The 17608-nt window shown below is 27.1% G+C and carries 16 protein-coding genes; 5 read left to right on the top strand and 11 right to left on the bottom strand.

Features of this window, described 5'->3' with window-relative positions:
- Nucleotides 1-63 precede the first annotated feature (63 nt).
- Nucleotides 64-1596: a hypothetical protein gene (locus A500_RS06070; RefSeq protein WP_016206710.1), complete on the bottom strand. Its 1533-nt coding sequence runs from the start codon at nucleotides 1594-1596 to the stop codon at nucleotides 64-66.
- Between the two features lie 256 nt (nucleotides 1597-1852).
- Nucleotides 1853-3523, bottom strand: a complete 1671-nt coding sequence (locus tag A500_RS06065; RefSeq protein WP_016206709.1) for a glycosyltransferase — start codon at nucleotides 3521-3523, stop codon at nucleotides 1853-1855.
- Between the two features lie 154 nt (nucleotides 3524-3677).
- Between A500_RS06065 and A500_RS21155 the strand changes: the two genes are divergently transcribed.
- The 4 genes from A500_RS21155 to A500_RS06050 all read left to right on the top strand — a co-directional run bounded on the left by A500_RS21155 (nucleotide 3678) and on the right by A500_RS06050 (nucleotide 6893).
- Nucleotides 3678-4163: a glycosyltransferase family 2 protein gene (locus A500_RS21155; RefSeq protein ID WP_242835066.1), complete on the top strand. Its 486-nt coding sequence runs from the start codon at nucleotides 3678-3680 to the stop codon at nucleotides 4161-4163.
- 76 nt (nucleotides 4164-4239) lie between these two features.
- Nucleotides 4240-5475, top strand: a complete 1236-nt coding sequence (locus A500_RS06060; RefSeq protein ID WP_242835065.1) for a tetratricopeptide repeat protein — start codon at nucleotides 4240-4242, stop codon at nucleotides 5473-5475.
- Nucleotides 5476-5515: 40 nt separating this feature from the next.
- Nucleotides 5516-5809, top strand: a complete 294-nt coding sequence (locus A500_RS06055; RefSeq protein ID WP_016206708.1) for a hypothetical protein — start codon at nucleotides 5516-5518, stop codon at nucleotides 5807-5809.
- Nucleotides 5810-5948: 139 nt separating this feature from the next.
- The gene (locus A500_RS06050; protein ID WP_016206707.1) at nucleotides 5949-6893 is read left to right on the top strand and encodes a DNRLRE domain-containing protein; all 945 of its coding nucleotides are present in this window, start codon (nucleotides 5949-5951) and stop codon (nucleotides 6891-6893) included.
- Nucleotides 6894-7142: 249 nt separating this feature from the next.
- On the opposite strand, the gene A500_RS06045 is transcribed toward A500_RS06050, so the two are convergent.
- From A500_RS06045 to A500_RS06035, 3 genes are all read right to left on the bottom strand, one after another.
- Complete coding sequence (locus A500_RS06045) at nucleotides 7143-8546, bottom strand: alpha/beta hydrolase family protein (RefSeq protein WP_016206706.1); 1404 nt, start codon at nucleotides 8544-8546, stop codon at nucleotides 7143-7145.
- Between the two features lie 118 nt (nucleotides 8547-8664).
- Nucleotides 8665-9360 (bottom strand): response regulator transcription factor, encoded by a 696-nt coding sequence (locus A500_RS06040; protein ID WP_016206705.1) that lies wholly within the window; start codon nucleotides 9358-9360, stop codon nucleotides 8665-8667.
- 3 nt (nucleotides 9361-9363) lie between these two features.
- The gene (locus A500_RS06035) at nucleotides 9364-10548 is read right to left on the bottom strand and encodes a sensor histidine kinase (protein ID WP_157453617.1); all 1185 of its coding nucleotides are present in this window, start codon (nucleotides 10546-10548) and stop codon (nucleotides 9364-9366) included.
- A 335-nt stretch (nucleotides 10549-10883) separates the two neighbouring features.
- Between A500_RS06035 and A500_RS06030 the strand changes: the two genes are divergently transcribed.
- Nucleotides 10884-11117 (top strand): hypothetical protein, encoded by a 234-nt coding sequence (locus A500_RS06030; protein ID WP_016206703.1) that lies wholly within the window; start codon nucleotides 10884-10886, stop codon nucleotides 11115-11117.
- A 96-nt stretch (nucleotides 11118-11213) separates the two neighbouring features.
- On the opposite strand, the gene A500_RS06025 is transcribed toward A500_RS06030, so the two are convergent.
- The 6 genes from A500_RS06025 to A500_RS06005 form a co-directional block, all read right to left on the bottom strand.
- Nucleotides 11214-12680 (bottom strand): protein adenylyltransferase SelO, encoded by a 1467-nt coding sequence (locus tag A500_RS06025; protein WP_016206702.1) that lies wholly within the window; start codon nucleotides 12678-12680, stop codon nucleotides 11214-11216.
- Nucleotides 12681-12951: 271 nt separating this feature from the next.
- Nucleotides 12952-13458: an MBL fold metallo-hydrolase gene (locus tag A500_RS06020; RefSeq protein WP_242835063.1), complete on the bottom strand. Its 507-nt coding sequence runs from the start codon at nucleotides 13456-13458 to the stop codon at nucleotides 12952-12954.
- Nucleotides 13459-13484: 26 nt separating this feature from the next.
- On the bottom strand, nucleotides 13485-13670 hold the full coding sequence (locus A500_RS21150) for an MBL fold metallo-hydrolase (RefSeq protein ID WP_242835062.1): 186 nt from the start codon (nucleotides 13668-13670) through the stop codon (nucleotides 13485-13487).
- A 47-nt stretch (nucleotides 13671-13717) separates the two neighbouring features.
- Nucleotides 13718-14332 carry a nuclease-related domain-containing protein gene (locus tag A500_RS06015; protein ID WP_016206701.1) on the bottom strand — a complete coding sequence of 205 codons (615 nt, stop codon included), beginning with the start codon at nucleotides 14330-14332 and terminating at the stop codon, nucleotides 13718-13720.
- Nucleotides 14333-14464: 132 nt separating this feature from the next.
- Entirely contained in the window at nucleotides 14465-16180 is a 1716-nt protein-coding gene (locus tag A500_RS06010) for a methyl-accepting chemotaxis protein (RefSeq protein WP_016206700.1), read from the bottom strand.
- Nucleotides 16181-17042: 862 nt separating this feature from the next.
- Entirely contained in the window at nucleotides 17043-17546 is a 504-nt protein-coding gene (locus tag A500_RS06005; protein WP_016206698.1) for a flavodoxin family protein, read from the bottom strand.
- Nucleotides 17547-17608: the final 62 nt, after the last annotated feature.

Genomic DNA, 17608 nt, shown 5'->3' with positions numbered 1-17608 from the left:
TTATGTTATAATTTTAAGTATTCATTTTTATTTTGGTTCTCAACAGATACGCTTCAACGGAAGTTATTCCAAGTCTCCCTCACTAACCAATACCTCAAACCACTTCTCCCCGCTACCAATTTCATTTCTATTCTTATCTACAGCTATAATTCTTAAGTTTGAAGTATTATTTAACCTCAATTTTTCTTTATATTCATTAATTGATTTTCTTACATTAAATCGACTTCCATCTACATAATGTAATATATATATGGTTTTATTGTAATCTTCTATTAATTCTCTAAATAAACCATTTATATGTCCGTCGTCACAATTAAAGGCAAACCCACACACACAAATAATATCTGATTCTTTAAATTTATTAAACATATCTACATACCTTTTAGACATCTTAACTGATGTTAATGGTTTTATGCCACTTTGGGTAAATAAAAAAGGTACTATTATATGTCCTTTGCTTTTATTTTCATCGAAGGATATTATTTTATTTAAATATGGATCATAGTAATCATTTATACATCCATTTAAGTAATAAACCTCTTCCTTAGTTATATCTTCTATAAATGAATTGTAGTTTGTTGTTCCTATTGCATTTATATCTACAAACTCTTTTAAATATAAAACATCATGATAATATCCATTACCTTCTTTTATTTTTTCTGTATTACTTTTAGCTATTGATTCTATATATCTCTTTACTGTATATAAAAATATAACTATTTTATTGAATTTTCCCCAATCAGTTTTTGGACTGTAAATATACCTCCAATTAGAATCAATTAACATTTGATAATCTAATGCTCTTGAATATATATCTTCTAATATTTGCAATCCAAATTTAGTTATTTTCTCTTCATTACTATATATTTCTTCTATATTTAAGTCTTCATTTTCTATTAATAGCTCTAAGCCTTTCATACCTGTATTGCTATAGTCTAATGTAAATATTGCTCCAAGATCATCAAATAAATCTATACTTTCTGGACTATCATAAAAAATTCCATCATTTAATCTATGTATTAAATCTTCACCTAATGATCCTATTAATAATTCAAGTATTGCTCTTGTTATATTTCTTATATTTATCTTAAATTGATAACTTACTTCTTCTATTTCTAAAAGTTTTAAAAATGCCGAAAAATAATTACTTCCAAAGATTGCATTATCTCCTCCCAATAATGGATTTAATTTTATTATATGAGAATAATTATAAGCTCCTAATTCCAAACCTGTTATATCTAAAAACACCTTATCAATATCAAGTCCATTATCATACAACCTTTGTGATATTAAGTTAACCTTTTCATCAAAGTTATTTAAGTAATCCAAAATATTATTTCTTTTATTTTCTAAACTCCCTTTTACTATTGATTCATATTGTGTCTTTGTAAAAGCAGTTAGTTTTTTATTATCAAAGCCTTCTGGTAGCCACCTTGCATAATTTGATTGCTTATCAACATTATTTAATTGTTCTTTTAAATTTATCTTATCATCACTAGTATTCATTCTAAAAATATCAAGTGCAAACTTTCCACCCGATGGTAACCCATAAGAACATTCAGCACCAGCTCCAAAAAATAAAGAAACTTTAGCCATAATACTCTCTCCCCTTTTTTATAATATTCTTAATGTTAATTATAACATATATTACATTTTTTAACATAATATTGCACTTATAAAATAAATATTAATTCTCTGATATTAATGAAATTCTCATTTTTCTATTATAAGAAAAAGTAGAACCTAAATAAACTGAAGGTTCTACTTTACTTAATATAATATAAATTTATCTTATACAGTATTAATGTTTATATTCCGTCTTACTAAAAAAACTATACTCTCTTAAAGAAACTTAACCTTCTGATTGTATCTGCTTTTCTTTACTTTCACTAACTATACTTAATAAATACTCTTCTAATTTACTAATACTATTATCTATATTGAAGTTTAGTGCAGTTTCTCTTCCTCTTTTGCTTAATGATTCTCTTAATTCTTCATTAGTCAATACAGAAATCAATAAAGAAGATAATGAGTCTGAGTCATATACATCTGAAACTAAACCATTATATCCATTAGTAATAAATTCATTTATTCCTCCGCAGTTAGTTGTTATTACAGGTACTCCCGATGCCATAGCCTCTAATGGAGGCATACCAAACCCTTCATATACTGAAGTAAATAAAAATAAATCTGATTTTCTATAATACTCTGCTAAATCTTTTTGAGATGGCTTCTCTATAAAATTAATTGGAAAGTTAATACCTTTTATTTGCGGAATTACCTGACATATCCAATTTACACTAAACCTATACCCCATATCCCAAACCTTTTGTAATGTTTGAACTGCTGTATTAAAACCTTTAAATTTTAAACCAGGGTTTCCTACTAATAGGATAGAGTTATTAAACTGGTGTGATTCAGGATAATATAAATCAGTATCTATAAAATTAGGTATTATATATGATTCTCTATTAAATCTCGCTTTTAATACTTTACTTATAGTTTCCGATACGCTAGCTAAGTTAAAATTACACCTATAAATTTTTAATAGTTCTTCTCTATAGGGGTGTTTAGATGATAAATCCCCGTAATCACCAAAAATGAATTCGCTTCCCTGTTCACAGTAAACTACTGGTATTTTACTATCCTTCAACTCATAAATTTGATTAAAAAATCCACATACTACAACATCACATTGATCTATATATTCTATATAAGATTTATCTAAAGGAACTATTACCTCTTGATCTATTTTTGTATCAAACCACTCTGGAATAACAGTATCTCCCTCTTTTCCTTTAATAAATCCAACTATTTTATGTCCTCTTTTCCTTAATTCTTTCATCTGTGACAAAAGCATCTTCAGTCCACCAGTTAAATTCTTATGAGGAAGTATATATCCTATAGATAGTTTCTTTTTATCTATATTGCTTTTATCTATATTAATAATATTATTAAATTGTTTATTTATATTTTCTTTCGGGAAAATTTGAAATAATTCTGCAAAGTTATATCCAATTTGAACTTCTTTATAAGAAAAATCATAATTTATAAAGTCTATAATAGACCACTTACTCTTATGTTCTTCATATTTATTACCTAAATACTCTTCTTGCTTTGCTGGATATCTTGGTGTAGATATTATTAATGACTTATTAACATGATTCATAAGTTCCTTAATAAATTTTTTCCCATCTTCTTTTTCAAAATGCTCCAATACATCTATAAGTAATATACAATCATACTTTGGAAGATTCTTTATTACCTCCCTAGCATCTCCATAATATATCTTATTGTACACATAGTCATGTATAGGATTTTTATATTTTTCAAAAGCTTCTATACCTTCAATGTTTATTAACCATTGATCCTTATTATATCTTTCAAAAGGCAAATCAAGTATTTCCCTCACCATTAAACCATACTTTCCAAATCCTACTCCTATATCTAAAATTGACCTAGGATTTTCACTCTGTATCTGATCTAAAATACTAGAAATTGCTTGGTACCAACTTGTAGGCATCTTTGCTCTCCTTTATACCTTTAAATTTTCTAATAGCTATAATATACTCAAAACCTTCTTTTGTTACAATTATTGAGCACAATAGACTAATTTAATCATATATTACTATATACTATTTAAAATCTATTCACTTATTTACAAGGAGATTGGTAACATGTCATTAAGTTTATGTATGATTGTAAAAAATGAAGAAAATACATTGTCTCGTTGTCTCGAAAGTGTTAAAGACATCGTAGATGAAATTATATTAGTTGATACTGGTTCTACAGATAGTACAGTTGAAATAGCTGAAAGTTATGGTGCAAAAATATTTTTTTATAAATGGGATAATAGTTTTGCAAATGCTAGAAATTATTCTTTAAGCAAAGCTTCAAAAGATTGGATCCTAATTATGGATGCTGATGATGAATTAGTAAAGGAAGATAAAGATAAAGTAGCTTTACTCATTAATAATGAAGAAAATAAGTTAAATGCTTATTTTGGAGAAACGCTTAGCTACTCTGGAGATTTAAAAAATTATAATATATATTCTAATTTGAATATTAGATTTATAAGAAATGGTAAAGGCTATAAATTTATTGGTGACATCCATGAACAAATTACACCTGGAAGTGAGGATGAAAAAAACAAGTTTTCTTAGGGTTAGTTGATATAAGATTTTATCACTATGGGTATCTTAACGAGACTATTATAAAAAAAATAAAAGAAAAAGAAATATGGCTATAATTGAAAAGATGCTTAAGAATGATCCAAATAATGCGTTTATGCTTTATAATATGGGAGTTGAGTATTCTGCTAAAGGAGACTATTCTGAAGCCTTAAAGTATTTAAATAAAGCATACAAGAATTTTACTCCTACAGCTGGCTTTGGATCAAAATTAATTTTAAAAATGATTTCATGCCACGAAACTTTAAACAATCTTGATGAATGTTTAAAATTAATTGAAGTCGGACAAAAATATTATCCTGCCTGTACTGAATACGAATTCTGTAAAGCAAATATATTTTATAAAAAGCGAAAATATCTATCAGCTATTGAGTCTGCTAAAAAGTGTATATCTATGGGAGAATCCCCAGTGCTTCTAAGAGAAATTTCAGGTATTTCTACCTATAAATCATATTATCTGCTAGGAATTATTGCATATAATATTGGTGCCTATGATGATGCTTATGATTATTTAAATACAACCCTTAAAATAAATTGTAAATTAACAGATGCTCTTTTTAAAATTTCTGAAATATTATTTAAAAACAATACTGATATTAAGCAAATACAAAGTCAATTAGAAAGCTACTTTGATACTATAGATGAGGACACTACCTTTTTACTATCAAAAGTCTTCTCTATACAAAATAAGTTTGACATAGCTTATGATTATATTAACAATATAGAGGAGTCTACAGAAAATACTCAAAAAATTTCTTTTTATAAAGGTATTTATTTGTACTACCTAAAAAATTATACAGCTGCTTTAGAAAATCTCAATAAAGTAACTGATGAAGAATATTTAAATACTTCAGTATACTGTTGTATCTTGTGTTCTCTATTTACAGAAAGATATCAAGATGTTGATAATTTAATTAGTGTTGCTAAAAACTTTAATGAGCCAGAAGAAATTATCATATATAATAGCTTTATATCATTGATTAAAGGAAATTCAGATACTATTTTAGAAGATACTGTTACCTCCAAGAGCCTATTGCAATCTATATTTAATCTTCTGGAAGTTCTTTTAAGAGGAAACTGTTTTGATGAATTTAATAAGGCCCTAAAGCTACTTAATCACATTAGTGATGATAGCATATCTTTAAATTTAGGTAAGTTATATTATAAATATGGCTATTTGGATTTTTCCTATAAAGAGTTTATTAAATCTATTAAAGTAAATGAAAAAATAGATGTTACTTCGCTGTCTATAATGAATTCAATTCTTCTACAAAAAAAATATTAAGTTATTTCAACATTACTTAATATTTATATCACATTCATTAGTGGCATTTAATGCTAACTTTGATAGTCCTCAAACTGCATCTGGTAGATATGTTAGTATCCTTGGTACAGTTCCAGCTAATACTGCATTTGTAGAAGTTATGCAAATAACAGTTTCTAGATTTGAATCTGGATTTGAATATTTTTATCTAACAAAGGAATACGTTAATTCAACCTCCTCACCAAGTGCTGTTAGTGAAAGTATAACAATCGCAGCTGTTCCTGTGATTTCTGCTTCTGATGCAGTTACCTTTACTTCCTTCGGTGCTATTATAGGTGAAGTAGACCTTCAATAAGAATAAAATATTAAAGGCTTCATTTAAAGAAACTAAGGTATAAAGAATTTTAAAGTGAGTTTCAATAAAATACCATGTAATAAATAAATTATTGGAACTCATTTTCTTCTTATATATATCTCTATCATGAGGTGGTAAAATGGCAAATATAATTATTCCAGCAGCAAAGAGTCTTACTGTTACAAGTAAATATCCAGATAAAAGCTTAAATGAGGGCACAATAACAATAGGATTTGATAATAAAAATACTTACTATAGCTATTTATTTTTTGATGTTTCATCTCTACCTTCCGATATTGTTATATCTAGTGCTGAGCTTGTACTTTTTAAAACTGATCAATTTTTTAATAATATTGATCAAAAACTATCAATAAGTCCGCTGAGAGATTACTTCAGCACATATACAACATACAACAATGCTCCAAATTATGATCACTATTCAATAATAAATTTTTACCCACTAACATCTAAAGTTGCCGTGACAATAAATGTCACTAATATAGTTTCTGCGTGGATAAAAAATAGGCCAAGTAATAAGGGGATTATTATCTATGGAAGGAGTACTGGTACTATTGTAAATTTTGGCTCAGTAAAAAATCATGATACTTATCTAATTCCATTTCTGAAAGTTCACTATGAGCATCTTGGTGATATCAGATATAATAAAACTATCTGTAGAGATCATAACACTAAAAATTGTAATGAAGAATGTCTTAAAATATGCAAGGACGAACTTGAAGAAATGTTTGCTAAAATTTGCAAAGATATTTGTTGTAAACCTAATCCACCACCAGTTCCACCTACTCCAAACCCAAATTCTGGTACTATTGTAGATGTTGATGTTACTGGAAATGTAGCCCCTTATTCAGTATATAATATAATTATAGAAGTTGAAGTCACAAGGGCTCTAACTGGACAAAAAGACTATTACTATACGTCTGATGTTTATATTAATTCATCGAACGCCAATAGTTTACCTATAAATAAAACCTATCAAATTGCGGTAGTACCTGAAATTCAACCTGGAGATACCCAGTCAGTGAACTTATATGGCTCATATAAAGGTCCTGTGATAAATCCTTAAGAAGGATTCAGTAACCATACACATTAAAATTACTTTCATATTTAATTAATTTACTTCTTAACTTTTATTACCTTCTAGGACCTTTTTTTATTAAAGGTTTATTCTTACTATTGCATTTATTTATTCTAATATTTGTAATATAAATTTAGTTTATTTGATATCTTTTAAATAATTCATAAATGTCGATTATTCATATCATAAAAAAATAAAGGCAGATTCTAACTTTTGCGTAAATCTACCTTAAATTTCTTAATCTTCATCTATCTTAGGAACTTTTCTACTAAATTCAATTTGAAGATTAGAAATATTATCTTCTAATAATGAATTTTCTTGATTCTTAATATGCTTATCAAAGAAAGCTAAGGAATAATCGTTAACTATTTTTATACATTCAAAGGAATCTATTTCTCCAACTCCAAGCTTTTTAGCTAAAAATGGTGATATTCTTGGAAGATCTGTAAAATTTAAATGCCCAGAATCCTTTATACATAGTGAATATGCAGCATTTTTAGAATTGTTATAAGCTTTTATATTTGGTAGGTAAGCATCGTTTTTACCTTCATTCTCTTGAAATAAAGCCCCATACATTAACATAAGAGGTTTATTAAAGTCTTCTTCTGTGATTATTTCACTATTATCACTATTTAATCCTTTAATGTCTCCTATCATAGTTCCATCAATAACAATAGCAGCCTTTACATCTTCTCGATTTCTTGCAACCTCAGCTGATGCAGCTCCTCCAAGAGAATGTCCAAAAAGTCCAATGTTATTTAAATCCATATGTCCCTTTAAAACTTCACCTGATGTTCCCAGATTTCCTACTTTTATACTATTAATTACAAGTTCAATATCTTTGGTTCTCAAATCTAGCCATGAATGAGTAATATCAAAAGCCTCTTGTCCTTTTATATCATCTAACTGAACTCCTATTGCTTCATTTAAAAACTCATTATTTACAATTGCTGATTTACCATCTGCAAATGAAGTATAGAAAGCTTGATAAGTATGATCAATACTAGCTACAACATATCCATGACTAGCTAATTCTCTACAAGTTGAAGCATTACTCATACGCATACCAAAAGCACCATGAGAGAATATAACTAAAGGATACTCTTTCTGTGCATTAGAAATTTGAGCACCTTCCATATCATACTTAACAACTTTTCCTTCTCTATCTGAAGGATACCAAAACTGAACTGCAATTTTACGATTACCACTTGTTTTAGAAAGTGTTTCTATACGATTATCATCTATAAAATCTACAACCACAGTACCTACATCGAAGTTACCTGTTGGTTCTGGAAGTGAATGAAAAGGTAATACAACTGTTGGAATAAATACACACACTGCTAATAAAAATAACTGAAATACTCGACGAATACCAGCTAACAACCCATGTTTTGGCTCCTTATGATTGCGTCTAAAAATTCTTGGAATTGAAATTAGAAACATTATTATTGTGAATATATAAAGTGGAATAAATCTTGTTACTATAGTATTCTTATCAATGAAAAGGTGAAGTATAAGAACACCTACAGCTGCCAAAGGAGTAAAATCAATAACTCTAGGTATTTTCTTACTGGTCATTAATGGCCATAAGAGCATAGGAATATTTAATACTATTATAAGGATTTCTAAAATAGTTAACATAGTGAACCTCCACAAACTTACAATTTATTATATATTAATTGTATTCCATGGAAGTCTTTTACACATCTGTCTGAAGTAACAACTTAAGTCATAATAATATATGACTTGAATCATATATTTAATTGCTTGAATTCTCTTTAATAGCATATAAAGTCAATTTACTTCTATCCTCCACTTCCAACTTGCTATAAAGGTTACTTATATAATTCTTAACCGTACCAACTGAAATATACAGCTTTTTAGCTATTTCTGTATTTGACATGCCTTCTCCCACTAAATTAAGTATTTCTCTTTCTCTATTGGTAAGCTTTAATTTAGTATTTACTTCTTTCGAAATAATAGAGATTTCTTGACTATCTTTATTCATAGACTTGAAATCACTATAATTTATAGATTCTGAAATATGAGAAATTACCTTTGCTGCAATTTCTGGTTGCATAATTGAGTTTCCTTTATAAGCATCTCTAATAGATGATACTAATTTTTCAGAGGACAAATCTTTTAGAATATAACCCACTGCTCCATTTTTTAAGGCATCTATTATAAATTCATCATCATCAAAAGTTGTTAAAATCAATATCTTAACCTCTGGATATTGCTGTTTTATAATTCTAGTACACTCCACCCCATCCATAATCGGCATACGTATATCCATAAGTATTACATCTGGCCTTACACTAGGTAGTTTTTCTAAAGTATCTTTTCCATTTTCACACAACTGAACCACTGTTAAATCATCTTCTAAGTCAAGTATGGTTTTAAGTCCTTCTCTCATCAATCTTTGATCATCTGTAATCATTACTTTAATTTTCACTTTTTATAACACCTCACAAGGAATTAATACATTTGTTTTAAAACCTTTTCCTTTAGAACTATAAAATTCTACAGTTCCTTTTAAACTTTCAACTCTTTCTTCAATTCCTTGAGTTCCATATCCTTTTTTAAGATTTGAACATCCAATCCCATTATCATTTATACTTAATTTCAATATATTATCTTTTATTTCCATATTAATTTCAATTTCAGATGCTTGTCCATGTCTTATAGAATTTGTAATACTCTCTTGTATAACTCTAAATAATGTAATCTCCATTTGTGATTCTAATTTTATTTCTTTAGATAGTAAATTGTTTAAGGTTACTTTTGCCTTGGTATTCTCCATTGTTTCATTGATAATAGCATTAATAGATGAAAAAAAAGATTTTTCCTCCATTACTTCAGGTCTTAATGCTTTTATACTTCGTTTTACATCATTAAAGCCACTTCTTGATAATTTTTGTGCCTTTTCTAATTCTTCAGGAAGCCTATAAGGAGCTTTTGATGCTAGTTTTTTGCAAGCTTCAAGTTGGATAATCAAGGTTGTTAAGGTATGTGCAAGAGTATCATGAATTTCTCTAGCCATTCGAGTTCTTTCTTTTTCCACTATAAGTTTTTCCGCTGCTGCTGAACTTTCTATAAGCTTCTTATAGGTTTCTTCTAGCTCTTCATTCATTCTTGCTAGCTTTTCCTTTTCACTAATTTGAATCTTTACTAAATAACTCATACCAACCACAAAAGCTATTGCAACTCCATAGTTAAAAATCATAGCCAAAAAGGATTGCATAGCTTGAGTAAATCCATTTTGTACGATATATATAATGAATGTAGAACTTAAATAAACAATTATTAAGAATATTGAATATATGAATTTATGTATAATTACCGTTGAAGATACAAAAACAAAAAATAAAAGCAAATTGATATTGTTTTTATCAAAAAAGCTTATTGATAATATAAGAATCATTTCAAAGGTCATACTTATTATTATATATACTATTGATTTATTCTTTGAAACTATGAAATAATCTCTTGAGTAATTAACCAAAAATACAAGCACAATAGTTGGTATAATATATATCAAGCTTTGAAAATTGTTATTAACAATTAATAGAATTGTGGCAGAAATATAAGTAAATAACTTTATCCAGTTTGTAAAATTTCTAATATCAAAAATCTTTGTCATAAATTCCCTCATAACACTATTACTCTTAATTATATTAATTTGGATGTTTTCTATTGTATATACTACTTTTATTATATTCCTATTAGAATTATCTATCAACTTATAAAATTACTTCAGTTTATACATATACAAATGTAGATAATCTTTTACTTATCTTTATTCCAAGTTCCTAATCCCTAGTTTAATTACCTATTTTATTTCTTAATTCTTTTTTCTATTTAGATTAATATTTTTACTGTTTGACATAGAATTAGAAGGTATAATATAATCATTACGATAAACTTTTGTTATTTAAAGATTAAATGAAAATAGTTCATTTACTAGGAGGTAAAGGAATGAATCAAGGACAAGAACAATTTTTTGCGTTTATTTTAGAAAGAGTACAAGAAAATAAAGTTGAAGAAGCCAAAGCATTACTAGCTGAAAGTTTCAAAAAACAATCAGAAGGTACTTTTACATATGATTATATTTCAAAATTTATTCCTACAATGATTGCTTTATTGAAACCAGAAAATGTTGAAGAAGTCCAATCAATCATGGTACAGTTTTCTAAGAATTTAAAGCATTAAAATAAACTAAAATACTTTAAATAAATAAGGGCATTACTTTTTATGGTAAGCCCTTTTTAACATAGTTTTTTCTTTACTATAATTTTAATTTATTACTTATGTTCCGCAAAATGTTCTATATTTGTTATTTGAAGGCTCTGGCAGCGTTGAGTACTCATATTGTTCTTTTGAATATGCAAATGGCTTTGAAAGAGCATCTAAAAGTCTATCCATAACTCCATAATCATCATTTTTTGAAGCAGCGGTTAATGCTTCCTCTACCCGATGATTACGTGGAATTATATAAGGATTAGAATTTTGCATAAGTTGTTTAACTGATTCTTTTGTTTCTGGCTGCCTTGTTAATCTATCTTCCCACAACTTATTCCATTTGCTAAATTCAGATGTACTAAACATTGCAATATCATCTTTTTTGTCGAGAGTTAATGAACTAAAGGTGTTGGTATAATCAGCACCATATTTATGCATCATATTTAAAAGATTTTCAATTAACCTTTCATCTTCAGTTTCTTCATTAAATATTCCAAGCTTTGACCTCATTCCAGATAACCAATTTTTCTTATATATATTTTCAAACTCTAAAACTGAATTTTGAGCCATTTCTATAGCCTCATCTTGATTTTCATGTATTAATGGTACTAATGTTTCAGCAAATCTTGCAAGATTCCATGCTGCAAGTTTAGGCTGATTTTCATAAGAATATCTTCCTTGAACATCAATAGAGCTAAATACTGTTTTAGGATCATATACATCCATAAATGCGCAAGGCCCATAATCAATAGTTTCTCCACTAATTGTCATGTTATCTGTATTCATAACTCCATGAATAAATCCAGCTAATTGCCATTTTGCTATAAGTTCTGCCTGTTTTTTTATTACATTTTGTAAGAATAATAAATACCTATTTTCTTCATTGATTATATTAGGGTAATGCCTATTTATAGTATAATCTGTTAATTCTTTAAGCTCATGAATATTTCCAAATCTTGCAGCAAATTCGAAAGTTCCTACACGTATATGGCTTGATGCAATACGAGTTAATACTGCTCCTTTTAAATAACTTTCTCGGATTATTGACTCCCCAGTTGTAACTACAGCTAAACTACGTGTTGTAGGAATCCCAAATGAATTCATTGCTTCACTTATAATGTATTCTCTTAGCATTGGACCCAATGCTGCTTTTCCATCTCCGCCTCTTGAATATGGTGTTCTACCTGAACCTTTAAGTTGAATATCTACACGTTCTCCTTTAGGAGATATGTGCTCTCCTATTAATACAGCTCTGCCATCTCCAAGCATTGTAAAATGTCCAAACTGATGTCCTGCATATGCTTGGGCAATTATTGTAGATTTATCTAGAATTTTATTTCCTGCAAGAAACTCCACACCTTCATTGCTTTGTAAAAATTTTGAATCTAATCCTAATGAATTTATTAATGAATAGTTAAGAGCAACTAATTTAGGTGATGGAACTTTGCTTGGGGTTTGTACAGTAAAAAATATATCTGAAAGCTTTGAATAACTATTATCCAACTTAAAACCTTTATCTCTTAATTCTTTCATATCTTCTCCTTTTCTTAACTTTATATAAATATTTAATTATTCATTTTTAGTTTTTGCTTCTAATAACTTATTATACATGTATTAATTTATATTTTTACAACACTCAACTCTAATAATTATTATTTTTAGAAAAATACTATTATTTATATATTATACCATATATAAATTATTTATTAGTTTTTAAATCATAAAACTAAAATAAAAAAAGATTATGAAGTTCTACTATTTTCTTCATAATCCTAAAACTATATTTTTATTTCCATTAAAAGAGTTATATTTCTTTAAGTGATTCTATTATATTATTTTCATATATTCCACCGTGATAACATATTATTTGATCAATATCATATTCTAAAAGCTTTTTAATAGATTTCTTAGCTTCATTTATGTCCAAAGTATATTGTGGCAATGCAATATCTAATTTTCCATTCTCTAAAACTACAGCATCACCGGCTATTAATGATTTGCTTTCCTTATGATAAATTGATATGTGCCCTGGCATATGTCCTGGTGTAGAAACTATTTCTATTCCTCCACAAAAATCAAAACAATCTTTATCCTTTAACTCCATATCTACCGTACAACTTTCAATTGACTCTAACATTGCCTCAAAGTTTCTTGCACCTTCCTTTTCTTCTTCTGGTAAAGTATTATATATAAACTTTGCTTGTTGTAATCTTAATGACTTTTTGTCACCATTTATATAAGGAGCTTCTTCTTTAGATGATAATATCTTTATGTTAGGATATTTTCTCTTAAATGCTGTTAAAGATCCCATATGATCGAAATCATGATGAGTTATAATTATTTTAGATAATTTTTAATATTAATTCCATCTCTAACTGCAGTATCTTCAATCAGTTCTAAAAAATTAGGATATCCACAATCTATTAGAATCATTTCATTTTCATCTTCTATTATCACTGGATATAAAATATTAATTTCATTATTAGAAGTAAATATTACCTCTAATATATTAATCTTGCTCATAATAACCCTCCTAAAATATACTACGATATTATAAATTTCGTATCATTTTAATAAGTCTTTCTTATCCTTTTAACATGCTTTTTTCTTTCTCTAGTACTATTTATATTGGCTCTTTTTACTAAATTATATATTTCTTCTATTTCTTCTTTTGAAATTTTTATATCTGATGAATATCTTTTTATAAATTTCTTGAGCTTCTTTAATTGAATCACTGGAGTCTCCGCTTTTACTTTTTTTAGCTTTGATTTATCTGTAAATACTATTATTGAAATAAATATATCCTTCTTATGTAAATACTCTTCTAAAGCTTTTACATGTCCATAATTTTGTCTTATTGGATTATAAAATTGATTTTTATTTCTATTTATAATTTGCGTCCAGTATTTTGAATATTCTTCCCCATATATTAAGCCGCTATAATCCTTCGTTTCTATTACAAATATTCCCTTTTTCCCTATTAAAATATGGTCTATTTGGCTTGTACCAATATCTCTTTTTATCATTATATCACTTAATAATTTGTATCCTGATAATTTACTTAAAATATTATTTACTTTTTCTTCACCTAAATTTATTTTTTTTCTAGATTTTATTTTACTAATTATAATTAGTACTACTATTATTAATAGCATTGTAATTATCATTATCTTTTGTATGTTCATATTGAATCTCCTAGCTTTACTTTAACGTCTTGAATTTTTACTTATATTTTATAATTTATAATATTCTTTGTAAATAAGAAGAAAAGAAATTAAAAAATAGAGATAATTTAATATCTCTATTTAAATAAATAGTTAAATTTTAAATCTTTGTATCATTTCATTAAGCTTTTGAGCTAATTCTGCTTGACTTTGAGCTGTTACAGCTACTTGTTCTATAGCCTTTGTAGTTTCATCCATACTTTCTTTTATTGTAACTACTTCTTCACTTGAACTTTGAGATGATTCTGCCATAGTTTGTACAGCTTCACTTACTTGTCCTGCTGTAGCTGCAATTTCTTCTGACATAGAAGCAATTTCATCAGACATTCTACTTACTAAATCAGAATCACTATAATATTCATCCCCAGTTTGTTGATATGCGTTAAATTGCTCATTTACATTTTTATTTATAAATTCCAATATATCTTTTCCTGTATCTATACTAGTTTTAAATGCAAATTGAACCTGTTTAATAGTTTCCTGTATATCTATTACTGATTTTTTAGATTCTTCTGCAAGTTTTCTTACTTCATCTGCTACTACAGCAAAACCTTTTCCTTGTTCTCCTGCTCTTGCTGCTTCTATTGCTGCATTTAATGCAAGTAAGTTAGTTTGTTCTGCTATGCTTCCTATAGTGTCTGCCATAACCTTTATTCTATCTACTACTTTCCCATCCTCAATGGCTTTTTGCATATTTTTTTGCTTTTCAACATATACATTCTTTGTATCTAAAATTATTTGCTCACTATTACTTTTAGCTTTGATAGCTCTTTCTTTAGACTTATTTGCATTATTACTTCCTTCCATAGCAGTTGATGCTAATATTTCTATACTTGAATCTACTTCTTGTACAGAAGCACTTATTTCTTCAGCTGTAGCACTTGATTCTTGAATCCCTACCGTTATATTACTTATTGATTCATCAATAATTTCTGCCTTTGACAATAACTCCTCTGCTGTTGCTGAAAGTTCTTCTGATGCTGCACTTATATCTTGAGAATTATCCACAATCATTTTTATTAAATTATTTACATTTTCCTGTGCAGTATTTAAAGCAATTCCTGTTTGTCCGAATTCGTCTTTTCTTGTAATGACAATAGGACTTGAAAAGTCATACTTTGATAATCTTTCAGCAAGGTCTTTTATTTTATTTAATGGTTTTGTTATTGAATTGCTTATTACTGTAGCAAAAATACTCATTAATATATATAGTAAAATAGTAGAAATTATTATTATGTACATTATTCTTTTGTACTCTGATATATTATTTGAATTAGCTACTTCAGCTAAATTTTCATTTATATCAATACTTTTTTGTAATTTATTAAACATAGATTCTACTTTAGGAGCAACGTCTGAATTATAAATATTAATTGCTTCATCATATTTACCAGATTGTACAAGTCCTATTACACTATTTCTTAATTCTCTATAACTTTTTAATTCATTCTCAAATTCTACATGTATTTTTTCTTCTTCCTTAGTAAGTTCTAGTGATTTGTATTCTTGAATATATTTATCATTTTCTATTTGTATTTTACCAATGATATTTATTTGATCTTGTAATTTATCTTTATCTTTCATATAAACAATTTTTATTAAACTGCTATTATCATAATTTAAATTTGATTTAACTAATCCTAAATTTTTGATAGACATTAAATTATTATTATAAATTAATTTTGCATTCCTATTTATAATCCCAGAACCTACTATTCCTTGTACGCCAATTATCAATGCTGATATACATATTATAGAAAATACAATAGTTAATTTTTTCTTTACTGACAAATTCATAAAAAACTTCATTTCATTTCTTCCCCCTACTTTAGTTGTTTCTTCGATTATTTTCTGAAAATATATTGCTATCTATCACTCTTCTCTTATTTAAAATATCATTTTCTTATTATCGGACTTTTTTATTAAACTTTAACAAATTTATGAAAAATTTAATTTTAATGACTTATATTATAAAAAACAATCATAAACTATCTTAATATAGTTTATGATTGTTTTTATTTTATAACCTTTTATATAAATCTTTGATTTGTAAATTATTGACCTTAACAGCTTTCTTCCATCCCATCTCTCCAGCAATCTTATAAGCAAATCTTGGGAAATTTGCTTTAACAAATATATTATTATCCTTTGAAGACTTTATAATATTGTCTGAAATAATATTTAGTGCTTTTCCTAAATTCTTCTTAGGCCCATGTCCTATTGGAACATTTTTAACTGAATGTAGGATAGGACCAGCACCAATACCAGCTCCTTGCCCCCATGTAAGATTGCATTTTATGCACCAGTTTTCAAATATTTCAAGAGCTAATTTATTTTGCTCACCTTCATAAAATCCACAGTTAGCTAGTGCATAAACTTTAATATCCTTTTCTTTTATATTATTAAAAATTTCTTCTAATTGTACTAAGCACTTTAATAAATGAGATGGAACTCCGTCTACATATAAAGGAAAAGCAAAAACTAAAACATTAGAATTTATTATTTCTTCAACTACATTATTATCTAATTTAGTACTCCTAAAACTATATTCACAAATACTAAGCTTTTTATTTACTTCGTTTTCACTATTATTAAAAAATTTTTAGTTCATTTAATATGAGTTCTGAAGCACTATACTTTACTTTAGGACTTCCATTAATTAAAGCTATTTTCATAATATCTGTTCTCCTAATTCATTTATATTATTAGAAAATGTTATATTTGATATATCCCAGTAGAGATTTATACAATTAGCTTTTACTATACCTCTAGCAGTTTGCTTTTCTTTTTCTGTTATTTTATTTCCATAAAACCAGACCTTCATACAAACATTATTATCATATCTTCTTTGATGATGCATTTCTCCATTTTTTATCTTAAAAAATGGATGTACATAAGAAATGCTTCTATCTAAAACATTTTTAACAAATGGGCTAAATCCTCCATAAAAGCATTGGCTTATTATTATAACTTCTCTACATTTTGATAAGTATTTTCCCATATCAGCATATTTATCTCTTATAACACAAGCTCCAGGTGTTTTTACCCAACAACCAAAACAACCTATACAATTATGAATACTTTCATCATCTGAAATTATAACTGTATCTTCTAAACTACTAGAAAACTCTTTTTCAAATTCCTCTTTTTTTAGATCATGTATTATTAACCTCATAATAGCACCCCACTTATAATTATTAATTCCCCTATTCCTAATATTTTCTAAATAATTTCATT

The organism is Clostridium sartagoforme AAU1 (genome assembly GCF_000401215.1).
GTDB lineage: Bacteria > Bacillota > Clostridia > Clostridiales > Clostridiaceae > Clostridium > Clostridium sartagoforme.
This window is presented reverse-complemented; position numbering and strand designations above follow the sequence as displayed.

Excerpts from the sequence above, each read along its gene's own strand:
- A500_RS06070 (WP_016206710.1), bottom strand. The coding sequence starts at position 1,596 with ATGGCTAAAGTTTCTTTATTTTTTGGAGCTGGTGCTGAATGTTCTTAT.
- A500_RS06065 (WP_016206709.1), bottom strand. The coding sequence starts at position 3,523 with ATGCCTACAAGTTGGTACCAAGCAATTTCTAGTATTTTAGATCAGATA.
- A500_RS21155 (WP_242835066.1), top strand. The coding sequence starts at position 3,678 with ATGTCATTAAGTTTATGTATGATTGTAAAAAATGAAGAAAATACATTG.
- A500_RS06060 (WP_242835065.1), top strand. The coding sequence starts at position 4,240 with ATGGCTATAATTGAAAAGATGCTTAAGAATGATCCAAATAATGCGTTT.
- A500_RS06050 (WP_016206707.1), top strand. The coding sequence starts at position 5,949 with ATGGCAAATATAATTATTCCAGCAGCAAAGAGTCTTACTGTTACAAGT.
- A500_RS06045 (WP_016206706.1), bottom strand. The coding sequence starts at position 8,546 with ATGTTAACTATTTTAGAAATCCTTATAATAGTATTAAATATTCCTATG.
- A500_RS06035 (WP_157453617.1), bottom strand. The coding sequence starts at position 10,548 with ATGACAAAGATTTTTGATATTAGAAATTTTACAAACTGGATAAAGTTA.
- A500_RS06030 (WP_016206703.1), top strand. The coding sequence starts at position 10,884 with ATGAATCAAGGACAAGAACAATTTTTTGCGTTTATTTTAGAAAGAGTA.
- A500_RS06025 (WP_016206702.1), bottom strand. The coding sequence starts at position 12,680 with ATGAAAGAATTAAGAGATAAAGGTTTTAAGTTGGATAATAGTTATTCA.
- A500_RS06020 (WP_242835063.1), bottom strand. The coding sequence starts at position 13,458 with ATGGGATCTTTAACAGCATTTAAGAGAAAATATCCTAACATAAAGATA.
- A500_RS21150 (WP_242835062.1), bottom strand. The coding sequence starts at position 13,670 with ATGAGCAAGATTAATATATTAGAGGTAATATTTACTTCTAATAATGAA.
- A500_RS06015 (WP_016206701.1), bottom strand. The coding sequence starts at position 14,332 with ATGAACATACAAAAGATAATGATAATTACAATGCTATTAATAATAGTA.
- A500_RS06010 (WP_016206700.1), bottom strand. The coding sequence starts at position 16,180 with ATGAAGTTTTTTATGAATTTGTCAGTAAAGAAAAAATTAACTATTGTA.
- A500_RS06005 (WP_016206698.1), bottom strand. The coding sequence starts at position 17,546 with ATGAGGTTAATAATACATGATCTAAAAAAAGAGGAATTTGAAAAAGAG.